The 16,918-nt window shown below is 72.1% G+C and carries 1 protein-coding gene; it reads right to left on the minus strand.

Going from position 1 to position 16,918, the window contains the following annotated elements; translation table 11 throughout:
- Positions 1-106 precede the first annotated feature (106 nt).
- On the minus strand, positions 107-16,879 hold the full coding sequence (locus tag OG841_RS48415; protein WP_371571417.1) for an SDR family NAD(P)-dependent oxidoreductase: 16,773 nt from the start codon (positions 16,877-16,879) through the stop codon (positions 107-109).
- Positions 16,880-16,918: the final 39 nt, after the last annotated feature.

Genomic DNA, 16,918 nt, shown 5'->3' on the forward strand with positions numbered 1-16,918 from the left:
CGCTGGGTTCTGCGGTCGCGTTGACGAGTGGTGGACCGGCGCTGCACCGGAACGGGACCGGCCCCGGAAGCGCGCTCGCTTCCGGGGCCGGGTGGGGGAGTGGACCTCAGATCCCCAGATCCTTGTCGAAGTAGTCGAAGAGTTCGTCGTCCGAGGCGGACAGCAAGGTGTCCTCGATGTCGGGCTCGCCCTCCGCCTCCGTGCTCTTGGTGTGCTTGGCCAGCACCGTGCGCAGCCGTTCCCGCACCTGGGTGAGGTCGTCCTGCTCGGGTGCCAGTTCGGCCAGCAGCGCTTCGAGGCCGTCGATCTGCTTGAGCAGCTGGTCGCTGACGGACTCGGGCTCCGGAAGGATCTGTTCGCCCAGGTACTGCGCCAGCAGGGCCGGGTTCGGATAGTCGAACACCAACGTGGAGGGCAGCTTCAGGCCGGTGATCCCGTTGAGCCGGTTGCGGAGCTCGACCGCGATCAGCGAGTCGAACCCCAGCTCGGAGAAGGCCACGTCCGGTTCCAGTGTGCTCCCGGAGGCGTAGCCGAGTACGGCAGCCACCTCGGCGCACACCAGGTCGGCCAGGGTCTTCCGCTGCTCCTCGGGGCCCTGCACCAGCAGCCGCTGGAGCAGCGCGGGCCCGAAGGAGGACGAGGTGCCGGAGGCGGCGGTGCGCCGCGCGGCCGGAACCAGGGCCCGCAACAGCGGGGGCACCAGCGAGCCACCGGCCTTCAGATCGAGCCGCATGGGAAGCAGTACCGGGTCCCCGACCCGGGCGGCCGCGTCGAACAGGCCCATGCCTTCGGCGGTCTCGAGGGCCAGCACGCCTCCGCGCGCCATCCGGGAGCGGTCCGCCTCGCTGAGCGCCGAGGTCATGCCGCTCGCCTGCGCCCAGGCGCCCCAGGCCAGCGACCGGCCGGGCAGTCCGGCCGACCGCCGATGCTGGGCCAGGGCGTCGAGGAAGGCGTTGGCCGCCGCGTAGTTGCCCTGGCCGGGCGCACCGACGACACCCGCCGCGGAGGAGAACAGGACGAACTCCGCCAGGTCCGCCTCCGCAGTGAGCCGGTGCAGGTTCCACGCGGCGTCGACCTTGGGACGGAACACGGCGTCCATCCGCTCCGGGGTGAGCGAGGCCAGCACGCCGTCGTCGATCACACCGGCGACGTGTACGACACCGGTCAACGGGTGCTCGGTGCCGATGGAGGCCAGGAGTGAGGCGAGCGCTTCGCCGTCCGCGGCGTCGCAGGCCTCGATGCGCGCCGAGGCGCCCAGCGCGGTGAGTTCCGCCAGCAGTTCCGGCGCGCCGTCGGCCGCCGGGCCGCGCCGGCCGGCCAGCACGAGGTGGCGTACGCCCCGCTCGCGGACCAGGTGCTTGGCCAGTTCGGCACCGAGCACGCCGGTGCCACCGGTGATCAGGACGGTGCCGGCCGCGGACAACGGCTCGTCGGTCGCGGACTCCTCCGGGGCGGGTATCCGGTCGACGGTGACCACCCGCGGCACCAGCAGCGCGCCCCCGCGCACCGCCAGCTGGGGCTCACCGTCGAGGAGCGCTGCGGTGATCTCGGCCGTCGGAGCGGCGGACAGTGCCGCGGTGGGCTCGCCGTCCAGGTCCAGCAGGCCGATCCTGTCCGGGTTCTCCGACTGCGCCGAGCGCAGTAGACCCCAGGTGGCGGCCCCCGCCAGGTCGGCGACGGACGCGTCGGGCGTGGCCGCGACCACGCCGGTGGTGACGAGTACGAGCCGGGACGGTTCGAACCGCTCCTCGGCCAGCCACTCCTGGGTCAGCCGCAGCGCGCGGCCGGTGATGGCCCGGGTGGCCGCGGGGACATCCCCCGATTCGGGCGGGCAGGCGACGAACACCACGTCCGGGACGGGTGCCCCGGCCGTCACTGCGTCCCGGAGCGCCGCGAGGTCCGGGTAGGCGGGCCCGTCGACGAGCGGTTCCCCGAGGGAGGCGTGGGAGATGTCGGGGGCCGGTACCGCGAGCTGCGGCGCGGCCATCCATTTCACCCGGTAGAGCGAGCCGCCCGAGGAAGTCCGCCCGGCGGAGATCTTCTCCCGGCTGACCGGCCGCAGGACGAGTTCCTCGATGCGGGCGACGGGGCGGCCCGCGACGTCGGCGATGTCCACCGAGACGGTGCCGTCGGCACCGGTCGGGGTCAGCCGCAGCCGCAGACCCGAGGCACCCATTGCGTACAGGGTGACGCCGTTCCAGGCGAAGGGCAGCATGGCCTCCTCGCCCATGGCCTTGGTCAGACCGACCGAGTGGAGGCCGGCGTCGAGGAGCGCCGGGTGCAGGCCGAACGCGCCCGCGGCCTCGTGGTGCTCCTCGGGCAGTGCGACCTCCGCCAGGACGTCGTCGCCGTCGCGCCACACCGCGCGCAGCCCCTGGAAGACGCTGCCGTATGCGAAACCCGCCTCGGCCGAGTGGTCGTAGAAGCCCTCGATGGAAACGGGTTCGGCGCCCTTGGGCGGCCAGACGGTCCAGTCGGGTGCCACGACCGGTTCGGGCGCGGTGGTGGTGAGCACCGCCTCGGCGTGCTGCAGCCAGGGGCCGTCCTCCGCCTGGGAGGCGACGGTGAGCCTGCGGCGGCCGTTCTCGTCCGCGGAGGCCACGAAGAGCCGCACGTTGACTCCGCCGCGCTCGGGGAGGATCAACGGCGCCTGCAGGGTGAGCTCCTCCACGTGGGAGCAGCCGACCAGGTCACCGGCGTGGACGGCGAGTTCGACGAACGCCGTCCCCGGGAACAGCACGGAACCCATGACGGCGTGGTGGGCGAGCCAGGGGTGGGTGGTGAGGGAGAGGCGTCCGGTGAGGAGGTGTCCGCTGTTGTCGGGGAGTTCGAGGGTGGCGGCGAGGAGGGGGTGGTGGGTGGGGGTGAGTCCGGCGGTGGTGAGGTCGGTGGTGGTGTTCTGGGTGGCGGGCAGCCAGTAGCGCTGGTGTTGGAAGGCGTAGGTGGGCAGGGGGTGGGGGGTGGTGTGGGTGGGGTTGTAGTAGGTGTGCCAGTGGGGGGTGGTGCCGGTGGTGATGAGGTGGGTGAGGGCGTGGGTGAGGCTGTGGGTGGGGGGCTGGTTTGTGCGGTGGGTGGTGATGATGTGGGCGTGGGTGGTGTCGGGGAGGGTGTTGGTGGTCATGGCGGCGGCGGTGCCGTCGGGGCCGAGGTCGAGGTAGGTGGTGACGCCGAGGGTGTCGAGGGTGTGGATGCCGTGGGCGAAGCGGACGGCTTCGCGGACGTGGCGGGTCCAGTAGTCGGCGTCGGTGGTGGTCAGGGGCTGGCCGGTGAGGTTGGAGACGAGGGGGATGGTGGCGGGGTGGTAGGTGAGGGTGTCCAGGGTGGTTTTGAATTCCTGGAGCATGCCGTCCATGTGGGGTGAGTGGAAGGCGTGGGAGACGTTGAGCCATTTGGTTTTGCGGCCGTCGTCCTCGAAGTGGCGGGTGATGTGTTCGACGGCGTCGTCGTCGCCGGCGATGACGGTGGAGCGGGGTCCGTTGAGTGCGGCGATGGAGACGCGGTCGGTGAGGTGGGGCAGGACCTCGTCCTCGGTGGCTTGGAGGGCGACCATGGCGCCGCCGGTGGGCTGGGCCTGCATGAGGCGGGCGCGTGCGGCGACCAGGGTGCAGGCGTCTTCGAGGGTGAGGATGCCGGCGATGTGGGCGGCGCTGATCTCTCCGATGGAGTGGCCGATGAGGTAGTCGGGGGTGATGCCCCAGCTTTCGATGAGGCGGTAGAGGGCGACCTCGAAGGCGAAGAGGGCGGGCTGGGTGTGGCGGGTTTCGTCGATGCGGTGGTCGGTGGTGGTGAAGACGGTGTCGTGGAGGGAGTGTCCGGTGAGGGGGTCGAGGTGGGTGGCGATGGTGTCGAAGGCGGTGGCGAAGGCGGGGTAGGCGGTGTAGAGGTCGTGGCCCATGCCGGGTCGTTGGGTGCCCTGGCCGGCGAAGACGAAGGCGAGGGGGCCCTTGGTGGGTCGGCCGGTGGTGATGTGGGGGTGGTGTTCGCCGGTGGCGAGGGCGTTCAGGGCGGTCAGGAGTTCGGTGCGGTTCTCGCCGGTGACGGTGGCGCGGTGTTCGAAGAGAGTGCGGGTGGTGGCGAGGGCGTGGCCGATGTCCTGCGGATCGGCGTCGGGGTGGTGTTCCAGGTGTGAGACCAGACGGGCGGCCTGGTCCCGGACCGCGGCAGCCGTCCTCCCCGACACCACCCAGGGAACGATCGGAAGGCCGGTGCGCTCCGGCGTGGTTTCGTCCCACGGTTCCGGCTCCGCATCCGGCGCCTGCTCCAGGACGACGTGCGCGTTCGTACCGCTGATTCCGAAGGAGGAGACGGCCGCGCGGCGGGGCCGCCCGTCGTTCTCCCAGGGGCGGCTCTCGGTGAGCAGCGCGACCTCGCCGGCCGTCCAGTCGACGTGGGTGGAGGGCTGGTCCACGTGGAGGGTCTGGGGCAGGACGCCGTGCCGCATGGCCTGCACCATCTTGATGATGCCCGCGACACCCGCCGCGGCCTGGGTGTGGCCGATGTTCGACTTGATCGAGCCGAGGTGCAGCGGGCGCCCGTCGGGGCGGTCCTGGCCGTAGGTGGCGAGGAGGGCCTGTGCCTCGATGGGGTCGCCGAGCTTGGTGCCGGTGCCGTGCGCCTCGACGGCGTCCACGTCGGACGGTTCGAGTCGGGCGTTGGCGAGCGCCTGCCGGATGACGCGCTGTTGTGAGGGGCCGTTGGGCGCGGTCAGACCGTTGGACGCACCGTCCTGGTTGATGGCCGAACCCCGGACCACGGCGAGCACCTGGTGCCCGTTGCGCCGTGCGTCCGACAGCCGCTCCACCAGCAGCATGCCGACACCCTCGGCGAAGCCGGTGCCGTCGGCGGCCTCCGCGAACGCCTTGCACCGCGCGTCCTCCGACAGGCCCCGCTGACGGGAGAAGCCGATGAACGTCGCCGGTGTCGCCATCACGGTGACACCGCCGGCCAGCGCGAGGGAGCACTCTCCGGAACGCACGGCCTGAGCCGCGAGGTGCAGGGCGACCAGCGAGGAGGAGCACGCCGTGTCCACCGTCACCGCGGGACCTTCCAGCCCCAGGGTGTACGCCACCCGGCCGGAGACCACACTGCTGGTGTTGCCGGTCATCAGATGCCCCTGCACCTCGTCGGGTGCCTTCGCCACACCGGACACGTAGTCCTGGCTGATGCTTCCGACGAACACACCCGTCCGGCTGCCCCGCAGCGACGTCGGGTCTATGCCGGCCAGCTCCAGCGTCTCCCACGACGTCTCCAGGAGGAGCCGCTGCTGCGGGTCCATCGCCAGCGCCTCACGCGGGCTGATCCCGAAGAACGCCGGATCGAAGTCCGCCGCCTCGTAGAGGAAGCCGCCCTCGCGCGTGTACGACGTACCCGACCGGTCGGGGTCCGGGTCGTAGAGGTTGTCCAGGTCCCAGCCACGGTCCTCCGGGAGGCCGCTGATGGCGTCCGTACCCGCGGCGACCAGGTTCCACAAACCGTCCGGGTCGGTGACCCCGCCCGGGTAGCGGCAGGCCATGCCGACGATCACGATCGGATCGTCGTCGTCCCGGGAGACGGCCGCCGCCACCGGCACGGCTGTTGTCCGGGTCCCGGTCACCTCGTCGCGTAGATGAGCGGCGAGTACGGCGGGTGTCGGGTAGTCGAAGACCAGGGTCGAGGGCAGGGTGAGCCCGGTAGCCCCTCCCAGCCGGTTGCGCAGCTCGACGGCAGTCAGCGAGTCGAACCCGGCCTCCTTGAACGCCTTGTGCTCGTCGATGGTGGCCGGGGACGGCGCGCCGAGCACGGCGGCCGCGTGGGAGCGCACCAGGTCGAGCATCACGGCCAGTTCCTCGTCGGGCGACAACCCGGCGAGGCGGCCCAGCAGCCCAGAGTCGACCGTGCCGGTCCCGGAGACCGCCACGGTCCTGCGGACGATGGTGCCGGCCAGCCCGCGCAGCACCGGCGGCAGCGTGCCGGCGGTGGCGTGCGCCCGGAGGCGGCGCGACTGCCAACGGGACGGCAGCAGCACCGGCTCGGGCCGGTCGAGCGCGCCGTCGAACAGCGCGAGTCCCCGCTCGGACGCGAGCGGCAGGACGCCCGCCTTCGCCATCCTGGCGAGGTCGTTCGCGCCGAGCTCCGCGGTGAGTTCACTGGTCTGCGCCCAGAACCCCCAGGCGAGCGAGTGGGCGGGCAGGCCCTTCGCCCGGCGGTGCTGGGCGAGCGCGTCCAGGAAGACGTTCGCGGCGGCGTAGTTGCCCTGACCGGCCGCACCGAGCGTGCCGGCCATGGACGAGAAGAGGACGAACGCGGCCAGCGGGAGGTCCTGGGTCAGCTCGTGCAGGTGCCAGGCGCCGTCTGCCTTCGGCCTGAGGACGGTGTCCATGTGCTCCGGGGTCAGCGACTCGACGACGGTGTCGTCCAGGGTGCCCGCCAGATGCACCACGCCGGTCAATGGGTGTGCCGGGTCGATCCCGGCCAGCACCTCGGCCACCGCCGTACGGTCCGCCGTGTCACAGGCGACGATCCGGGCGTCCGCGCCGAGTTCGGCCAGCTCCGCGCGGAGTCCTGCCGCAGCGGGCGCGTCCGGGCCACGACGGCTGGTCAGCACGAGACGGCGGATTCCGTGCGCGGTGACCAGGTGCCGGGCCACGAGCGCGCCCAGTGTCCCGGTGCCACCGGTGACGAGCATCGTTCCGGCCGGGTCCAGCGGGCGGGCGCCGGGCACCGGCTCCGCGGCGTCGGTCGCCGGGGCCAGCCGTGGCGCGAGCAACCCGTCGGCTCGCAGCGCGAGTTGCGGCTCCGTGCCGAATGGCGCGTCGGTGGGCAGCCACCATGCGTCGTCCGTGTCCGGCAGGTCCACCAGGGCGATGCGGCCGGGGTGTTCGGACTGCGCCGAGCGGACCAAGCCCCATACGGCGGCGGTGGCGAGGTCAGGCGCCTCCGCGCCCGTGTCGACCGCGCCCCGCGTGACCAGGACGAGCCGGGAGGAGGCGAAGCGGGGTTCGGCGAGCCAGGACCGCAGCGTCGACAGTGCCGACGCGGTCAGCCCGCGGACGTCCGCGAGCGGATCGTCCGACGTGTCCGCCGCCAGAGGGACGAAGACCGTGGCCGGGACTCCGCCTCCGTCCGCGGCGGCTTCGGCGAGCGCTTCGAAACCGGTGTACGCCTCAACGGCCCAACCAGCCTGCTCAAGGGCGGGCAGCGCCGCGTCCGGGGCGCTCACGACCGCGCAGCGGGCCGGTGAATCGGGCCTCGCCGACGGGACGGAAGTCCACTCCACCCGGTAGAGGGCGCCGTCTTGCAGCGCTCCGGGGCCGGCGAGCCGTTCCGCCTCGATGCCCCGCGAGGTCAGCGCCTCGATCGACGCGACCGGCCGCCCGGACTCGTCGGCCACTTCGACGCCGAACGTGTCCTCCGCCCGCCGGGTGACCTTCACCCGTACGACGGTGGCGCCGCGGGCGTACAGCTCGGCCCCCCGCACCAGCTCGGGGATCAGGGGCAGCTCGCCGGTGCCGGTCTGGGCGAACCACCCGACGTGCAAGGCGGCGTCCAGCAGCGCGGGATGAAGGGTGAAGCCGTCGACGTCCGCATGCAGGTCCCGGTCCAGCTCGGCCTCGGCGAAGAGGTCGTCACCGTGCCGCCACGCTGCCCGTACGGCCCGGAAGGCAGGCCCGTGCTCCAGACCGCTCTCCGCGAGCAGCTCGTAGAGCGTCTCGACGTCGACGGTCCGGGCCTGCGGTGGTGGCCAGGCCGACAGGTCGAAGCCGGGAGCCGGGTCGGCGGCACCGGTCAGGATGCCCGAGGCGTGGTGGGTCCAGTCCTCCTCCGCAGCGGCGTCCTCCCTGCGTGAGAAGACATCGACCGGACGGGTCCCCGGCTCGGTCTCCTCCCCGACGATCACCTGGAGCTGTACACCGCCGGTGCCGCGCCCGCTGCCCTCGGCGTCCGGGAGTACCAGCGGCGTGTGGAGCACGAGCTCCTCGACCCGGCCGGAGCCCGACCGGTCACCGGCCTTGGTCATCAGCTCGACGAACGCGCTGCCGGGCAGCACCGCGCTCCCGTGCACTCGGTGGTCGCCCAGCCAGGGCTGGGCGGACAGCGAGAGCCTTCCGGTGAGCACGGCCGACCCGGACCGTGGGGACACGATCTCGGCGGCCAGCAGGGCGTGGTCCAGGACCTCCTGGCCGACGGCGCCCGCGTCCCTCGCGGTCGCCCTGGGCGACAGCCAGTAGCGCTGCCGCTGGAAGGCGTAGGTGGGCAGCTCGGCCCGTACGGTCCCCGGGAACAGCGGCACCCAGTCGACCTCGCCGCCGTGGACGTACACCTCGGCCAGCGAGTGGACGAAGCGCTCGAGGCCTCCCTCGCCGCGCCGAAGGGTGCCGACCGTCACGGCGTCCGCACCGGCGTCCTGGACGGTGTCCTGCAAGGCCATCATCAGGGCCGGGTGGGGGGAGACCTCCACGAAGACGGAGTGCCCGTCGGCGAGCAGCGCACGGACGGAGTCCTCGAAGCGCACCGTCTCCCGCAGGTTCCGGCTCCAGTACGCGGCGTCCAGCTCGTGCCCGGCTACCGGTGCGCCGGTCACCGTGGAGTAGAACGCCACGTGGCTGTCGCGTGGAGCCAGATCGCCCAGCTGCGCCTGGAGTTGTGGAAGCAGCCCGTCCATGTGCTTGCTGTGCGAGGCGCAGGAGGAGTGGAGCCGACCGCATGACACGTCGTCGTCGTCGAGATCCATCAGGAGGTCCAGTACGGCGTCCGTGTCGCCGGACACTGCCACGGACCGCGGGGCGTTCACTGCGGCGATCGCGATTCGGTCGCCGTAACCGGCCGACCGCTTCAGGACCTCCTCCAGCGGCAGGTCGACGAAGGCCATCTCACCGCCGCCGCCGTCGCGGTGGAGCGCCTGGCTGCGCAGCGCGATGATGCGGACACCCTCCTCCAGGGTGAGCGCCCCCGCGACCACGGCCGCGGACACCTCGCCCTGGCTGTGGCCCACCACCGCGTCCGGCATCACGCCCGCCTCCCGCCAGGTTGCGGCCAGCGAGACGAACATGGTGAACAGCACCGGCTGGGCGATGTCGATCCGCTCCAGCGGGTAGTCCGCCGCGGGCAGCTCGCCCCGCAGCAGCTCCAGCACGGACCAGCCGATCAGCGGCGCGAACGCCGCGTCACAGGCGGCCGCGGTCTGCGCGAAGGCGGGGCTGCTTTCCAGCAGGGTGCGGCCCATGCCGTCCCACTGGCTGCCCTGGCCGGAGAAGACGAACACGGTCCGGCCCGAGCCGCGCGCGGTGCCTTGCAGGACACCGGCTGCGGGCCGGCCCGCGACCAGCGCACGGAGCCCGGCGCGCAGCTCGGCCCGGTCCGAACCTACGACGACCGCCCGGTGCTCGAAGGCGGTGCGCCCGGTGCCCAGAGCGGCGGCGACACTCGCCGGCGGGAGTTCCTCGTGCGTGTCGAGATGCGCGAGCAGCCGCTCGGCCTGTGCCTGCAGCGCCTCGCCCGACCTGGCCGAGATCACCCAGGGCAGCGCCTCGAAGGGGGTCTCCTCCCCGGTGGCGGGGTCCGGCTGCGCCGGAGCCTGCTCCAGCAGGATGTGCGCGTTCGTACCGCTCACGCCGAAGGAGGAGACGGCCGCGCGGCGGGGCCGCCCGTCGTTCTCCCACGGGCGGCTCTCGGTGAGCAGCGCGACCTCGCCGGCCGTCCAGTCGACGTGCGTCGAGGGCTGGTCCACGTGGAGGGTCTGCGGCAGGACGCCGTGCCGCATGGCCTGCACCATCTTGATGATGCCCGCGACACCCGCGGCCGACTGGGTGTGCCCGATGTTCGACTTGATCGAGCCGAGGTAGAGCGGCCGCCCGTCGGGGCGGTCCTGGCCGTAGGTGGCGAGCAGGGCCTGTGCCTCGATCGGGTCGCCGAGCTTGGTGCCGGTGCCGTGCGCCTCGACGGCGTCCACGTCGGACGGTTCGAGTCCGGCGTTGGCGAGCGCCTGGCGGATGACGCGCTGTTGTGAGGGGCCGTTGGGCGCGGTCAGACCGTTGGACGCACCGTCGGAATTGACGGCGCTGCCCCGGACCACGGCGAGCACCTGGTGCCCGTTGCGCCGTGCGTCCGACAGCCGCTCGACCAGCAGCATGCCGACACCCTCGGCGAAGCCGGTGCCGTCGGCGGCCTCCGCGAACGCCTTGCACCGCGCGTCCGACGCCAGCCCCTTCTGCTTGTCGAACTCGTCGAACACCGCCGGGTTGACCATGACCTGCACACCGCCGGCCAGCGCGAGGGAGCACTCTCCGGAACGCACGGCCTGGGCCGCGAGGTGCAGGGCGACCAGCGAGGAGGAGCATGCCGTGTCCACCGTCACCGCGGGACCTTCGAGGCCGAACACATAGGCCAGCCTGCCGGACATCACGCTGCTGGAGACGCCGGTCATCATGTGGCCCTGCACCCCGGCGCGGACGAGGTCCGCGTCCGTGCCGTATCCGGTCGACGCACCGCCGACGAACACGCCCACCGATGTGCCGCGCAGCGCGGCCGGTTCGATTCCGCCCCGCTCCAGCGTCTCCCACGTGGTCTCCAGGAGGAGCCGCTGCTGCGGGTCCATCGCCAGCGCCTCACGCGGACTGATTCCGAAGAACGCCGGATCGAAGTCGCCCGCCTCGTGGACGAAGCCGCCCGCCCGCAGGTAGTCCGCGTCGTCGGCCACGGCCCAGCCGCGGTCCGAGGGGAACTCCGAGATGCCTTCGCGGCCCTCGGCGACCAGGTCCCAGAGACTGTCCGGGTCGGTGATCCCGCCCGGGTAGCGGCAGGCCATCCCGACGATGACCACCGGGTCGTCCGAGGTGCCGGTCGCGGCCGTCACCGCCCGCATCTCCTGCCGGGTGTCCAGCAGTTCATCGGTGATCCGCCCGGCCAGCACCTGCGGCGTCGGATAGTCGAAAACGAGGGTCGCCGGCAGGCTCAGCCCGGTGGCCACGCCGAGCCGGTTGCGCAGGTCCACCGAGGTCAGCGAGTCGAAGCCGAGGGCCTTGAAGGCCGTGGTCGGCTCGACCGCGCTCGGGCCGGAGTGCCCCAGCACCGCGGAGACCTGGGCGCGTACGAGATCGAGCACCTGCAGCCGTGCCTCGTCGGTGGGAAGACCGGCCAGCCGGTCGCGCAGCCCGGCGTCGCCCTTGGGGACGACAGCGCCCGCAGCGGTCCGTCGGGCGATCCCGCCGACGACGGAGCGCAGCACCGGTGGCAGCGCGCCGCTCGCGGCGCGCGCCCGCAGCTGCCGGAAGTCCCACTTCACCGGCACGGTCACCGGTTCCGGCGAGGACAGCGCCGCGTCGAAGAGCCCGAGCCCGTCCCGCGGAGGCAGCAGCACGAGGCCCGTGCCGGCGATCCGCGCGAGGTCGTTGTCGTCGATCCCCTCCATCATCGCGCTCGTTTCCCGCAGGTCCCAGGGACCCCAGGCCAGCGAGTGCGCCGGCAGTCCCAGGCCCCGGCGGTACTGCGCGAGCGTGTCCAGGAAGACATTCGCGGCGGCGTAGTTGGCCTGACCCGCCGAACCCACGGTGCCCGCCATCGAGGAGAACAGGACGAAGGCGGCGAGGTCGGCGTCCCGGGTCAGCTCGTGCAGGTTCCAGGCCCCGTCCACCTTTGGACGCAGCACGGTGGCCAACCGCTCCGGAGTCAGGGCCTTGAGGACCCCGTCGTCGAGCACACCGGCCGAGTGGATCACAGCGGTCAGCGGGTGCGCCGGATCGATCCCGGCGAGCACCTCCGCCACAGCCTCCCGGTCGGCCGCGTCGCAGGCCACGATCCGCACCTCGGCCCCGAGCGCCGTCAGTTCGGCGTGCAACTCGGCGGCTCCCGCCGCGTCCGTGCCACGACGGCTGGTCAGCAGCAGGTGCCTGACCCCGTACTCCTCCACCAGACGGCGGGCCAGCAGCGATCCGATGGCGCCGGTGGCACCGGTGAGCAGGACCGTGCCCTCGGGATCCATGGTCCGCGGCACCGTCAGCACCAGCTTGCCGACCTGACGCGCCTGGGCGAGCAGCCGGAACGCCTCGGGCGCGTTGCACAGGCTCATGCTGCGCATGGGCAGCGGTTCGAGGTCCCCGCTCTCCAGCAGGTCCACGACCTCCGTGAGCATCTCGCCGAGCCGCTCGGGCCCCGCCTCGATCAGGTCGAACGCCCGATAGGAGACACCCGCGTGGGACCGCGCCACCTCGGCGGCGTCGCGGATGTCGGCCTTGCCCATCTCGACGAAACGGCCTCCGCGTGGCAGCAGCCGCAACGAGGCATCCACGAACTCCCCGGCCAGCGAATCCAGCACGACATCGACACCGTCGCCGGAGGTCGCCTGGAGGAACTCCTCCTCGAAGTCCAGGGTCCTGGACGAGGCCAGGTGCGCCTCGTCGAAGCCCGTAGCCCGCAGCGTCTCGTGCTTGCCGGGGCTCGCAGTGCCGTACACCTCGGCGCCGAGGTGCCGCGCGATGCGGACGGCAGCCGTACCCACGCCACCGGCGGCTGCGTGGACGAGCACCTTCTCACCGGCCCGGAGCCCGGCGAGGTCCACGAGACCGTAGTACGCGGTCAGATACGCGATGGGAACAGCGGCGGCCTGTTCGAACGACCAGTTCTCCGGCATCGGTACGAGCATCCGCGCGTCGGCCACGGCCACTGGACCGAACGAACGGTCGACCATACCCAGCACCCGGTCGCCCGGAGCCAGAGCGGTCACATCGGGAGCGACCTCGGTCACCACACCGGCCGCTTCGCTGCCGATGTGACCCGCGTCGGGATACGTACCGAGCGCGATCAGCACGTCCCGGAAGTTCAGCCCCGCCGCACGCACCGAGAGGCGCACCTGACCGGCGGCCAGCGGCGCCACCGCCTGCGGGTACGGGGTCAGCGAGAGGTCGTTGAGACCACCAGCGCCCGGCATCAGCTGCCACGCCCGCACACCGGCGGGCACGCTCAGCGGCTCGCGGGGCGTCGTGGAGAGCGAAGGGGCGAGCCAGGCACCGCCCCGCAGGGCGAGCTGCTGCTCCGTCTCGACCGGGGCACCCGCGAGCAGTTCGCACGCGCTCCCGGTGTCGAGGGCGTCGTCCAGGTCGACCATGACGAACCGGCCGGGGTGCTCCGACTGGGCGGACCGCACCAGGCCCCACACGGTGGCACCCGCCAGGTCGGACGGTTCCGCGCCCGCGGTAACCGCCCCCCTGGTGACCAGCACGAGCCGGGAGGAGGAGAAACGGCCCTCCTCGGCCCAGGACTGCGCGAGCAGTAGTGCCTCACGCACCGCGTTGTGGGCCGTCGCGGGCTCGAACGACGAGCAGTCGGGCGTTCCGTCCTCCGAGCGGGGGTTCAGGAGCGGCGCGAAGACCGTCCGAGGAGCCATACCTGTCTCCTCCACGTGCGCCGACAGCGCCGCGAGGTCCTCGAAGGCCTCGCACTCCCAGCCGGCCGTCTCCAGCGCCGCCGCGAAGGTGTCGGCACCGCGGCCGACCACCGCGCTCGCCGCATCGGCGAGGGTGTCACCGGCGGCGACGGGTGACCAGGCCAACCGGTACAGCGAGCCGGCCCCCGTCTCCGAAAGCTGTCCATCGGACAGCTGACGGGCCACCAGGGACGTGACCGAGGCGACGGGACGACCCGACAGGTCGGCCAGCTCCACTCGCACGGAACCGTCCTCGTCGGAGGTGATCCGTGCCCGTACGGCCGTCGCCCCCACGGCGTGCAGGGTGACGCCCGACCAGGAGAACGGGAGCCACGGCTTGCCGGGCTCTGCCGTGAGCGGTCCGAAGCCGGCGGCGTGGAGCACCGCGTCGAGCAGAGCCGGGTGCAGACCGAACCGGATCGCCTCGGCGTGCTGCTTCTCGGGCAGCGCGACCTCCGCGAAGATCTCGCCGTCCTTGCGCCACACCGCACCGAGACCCTGGAACGCGGGCCCGTATTCGAGCCCCGCCTCCACCAGGTTCGGGTAGAAGCCGTCGAGTGGCACGGCCTCGGCCCCGACCGGGGGCCACTGCGCCAGGTCGAAGGAGGCCGAGGGCAGTTCACGGCCGAGACGACCGGTGGCGTGGTGCGACCATCCCTCCGTCGGACCCGCGTCCTCCCAGCGGGAGAAGATCTTCACCGGCCGGCTGCCGTTCTCGTCCTCCTCCCCGACGACGACCTGGACCTGCACACCGCTCTGCGCGGGCAGTTGAAGCGGAGCCTGCAAGGTGAGCTCTTCCAGGTGACCGTAGCCGACGTGGTTGCCCGCCTGGATCGCGAGTTCGACGAAGGCGGTACCGGGCAGCAGCACCGATCCCATCACCCGGTGGTCACCGAGCCAGCGCTGGCTTCGCTGCGCGAGACGGCCCGTCAGCAGGGCACCGCCGGAATCGGGCAGGTCCACCTCGGCCTTGAGGAGCGGGTGCTCGGCCGCGCCGAGACCGGCCGCTGCCACGTTGTGGCCACCGCCGAGGACCTCGGTCCAGAAGTGTTGGTGTTGGAAGGGGTAGGTGGGGAGGTTGGTGGGGGTGGTGGGGGTGGTGGGGGTGGGGAGGGTGTGGGTCCAGTTGAGGGGGTGGCCGTGGGTGTGGAGGAGGGTGAGGTTGTGGTGGAAGCGGGTCAGGTTGCCGTGGTTGCGGGCCAGGGTGGCGGTGACCAGGCCGTGGTGGGGGGTGGCGGCGTCGGTGAGGGGGATGGCCAGGACGGGGTGGGCGCTGATTTCGATGAAGGTGGTGTGGCCGTTGGCCAGGAGGTGGTTGAGGGCTTGGTCGAAGCGGACGGTTTCGCGCAGGTTGCGGCACCAGTAGGTGGCGTCGAGGTGGGTGCCGTCGGTGATGTGTCCGGTGACGGTTGAGTAGAAGGGGACCTCACCGGGGCGGGGGGTCAGGTTGGTGAGGTTGTCGGCGAGGGTGGGCAGGAGGGGGTCCATCTGGGCGTTGTGGGAGGCGTAGTCGACGTTGATGGTGCGGGCGTAGATGTCCTGGGTTTGTAGTTGTTGGACGAGTTGGTGGAGGGCGTCGGTCTGGCCGGAGATGACGGTGGAGGTGGCGGTGTTGACTGCGGCGATGGACAGGGCGGGGCCGTAGGGGGCGATGTATTGCTCGACCTGGGCCAGGGGTCGTTCGATCAGTGCCATGCCGCCTTGGCCGGCGCAGGCCAGGACGGCTTGGGAGCGTTGGGCGGCGATCTGTGCGCCCTGTTGCAGGGTGAGGGCGCCGCTGACGACGGCGGCGACGACCTCGCCCTGGGAGTGGCCGATGACGGCGGCGGGTTCGATGCCGCGTGAGCGCCATAGGGCGGACAGGGCGATGCCCATGGCGAAGAGGGCGGGCTGGACCACGTCGACCCGGTCGGTGGGGGGATGGGTGCCGTCGCGGCCGGTGAGGACGTCACGCACGGACCAGCCGGTGTGGGGCAGTAGTGCGGTGTCGCAGGCGTCGATGGCCTGGGCGAAGACGGGGTCCTGGTGGTAGAGGTCGTGGCCCATGGCCTGCCACTGGCTGCCCTGGCCGGGGTAGACGAAGACGATCTTTCCGGTGGGGCGGGCTGTGCCTGTCACCACGTTCTCGTGGGTCCGGCCCTCGGCCAGCGCCCGCAGGCCGGTCACCGCGTCCTCGGCAGTGGCGGCCAGTACACCGGCACGGACGTCGAAGTGGGTGCGGTGCAGGGCGGTGGTGGCGGCGAGGTCGGTGACGGTGATGTCGTCCTGGTTCTCGAGCCAGTCGGCCCAGCGGGCGGCCTGGGCGCGCAGTGCGGCTTCGCTGCGACCGGAGACAAGCAGCGGATACGGAACGTCCGAAGGACTCTCCGGAGCAGATTCCGCAGCGTATGCGGCCTCTGCGGCGGGTGCTTCTTCGAGGATGAGGTGGGCGTTGGTGCCGCTGAGGCCGAAGGAGGAGATGCCGGCCCGGCGGGTGCGGTCGCCGCGTTTCCAGTCCTGGTTGTGGTGCAGGAGTTGCAGGTTGCTGGTGTTCCAGTCGATGTGGGGGCTGGGCTGGTCGGCGTGGAGGGTTTTGGGCAGGGTCTCGTGCTGGAGGGCGAGGACCATTTTGATGACGCCGGCGATGCCGGCGGCGGCTTGGGCGTGGCCGATGTTGGATTTCGAGGAGCCGAGGTAGAGGGGGTGGTCGGTGTCGCGGGTGGGGCCGAAGACTTCGGCGAGTGCGCCGGCTTCGATGGGGTCGCCGAGGGTGGTGCCGGTGCCGTGGGCCTCGATGGCGTCGATGTCGGCGGGGCTCAGGCGTGCCGCGGTCAGGGCGTCTTGGACCACGCGCTGCTGGGAGGGCCCGTTGGGGGCGGTCAGGCCCTGGCTGCGGCCGTCCTGGTTGACGGCCGAGCCACGGATGACGGCCAGGACGGTGTCACCGTCCCGCTCGGCGTCGGAGAGCCGCTTGAGGACGAGGATGCCCGCACCCTCCGCCCAGCCGGCGCCGTCGGCGTCGGCGGAGAAGCTCTTGCAACGGCCGTCCGCCGCCATGCCCTTGAGGCGGCTGAACTCTACGAACAGGGCGGGTGTGGACATGACGGTGACGCCGCCGACGAGGGCGGTCTCGCACTCGCCGTTGCGCAGGGCGTTGACGCCGAGGTGGGTGGCGACCAGGGAGGAGGAGCAGGCCGTGTCGACCGTCAGGGCGGGGCCCTGGAGGCCGAGCGAGTACGACACCCGGCCACTGATCACACTGTTCGCATTACCGGTTCCCAGGTATCCGTCGAGGGCGTCGAGGTCGTGGTTGTGGAGGTTGTCGTAGTCGGAGCCCATGGTGCCCAGGTAGACGCCGGTGCGGCTCTCGCTCAGGGACTCGGGGCGGATGCCGGCCCGTTCCAGGGCCTCCCAGGCGGTCTCCAGGACGATCCGCTGCTGCGGATCCATCGACTGGGCCTCACGCGGCGGAATGCCGAAGAACTCCGCGTCGAACCCCTCCACATCGGCCAGGAAGCCGCCCTCACGGGCGTAACTCTTGCC

Origin of the sequence: Streptomyces canus (assembly GCF_041435015.1) — a bacterium.
In the GTDB taxonomy this organism is placed as follows: domain Bacteria; phylum Actinomycetota; class Actinomycetes; order Streptomycetales; family Streptomycetaceae; genus Streptomyces; species Streptomyces canus_G.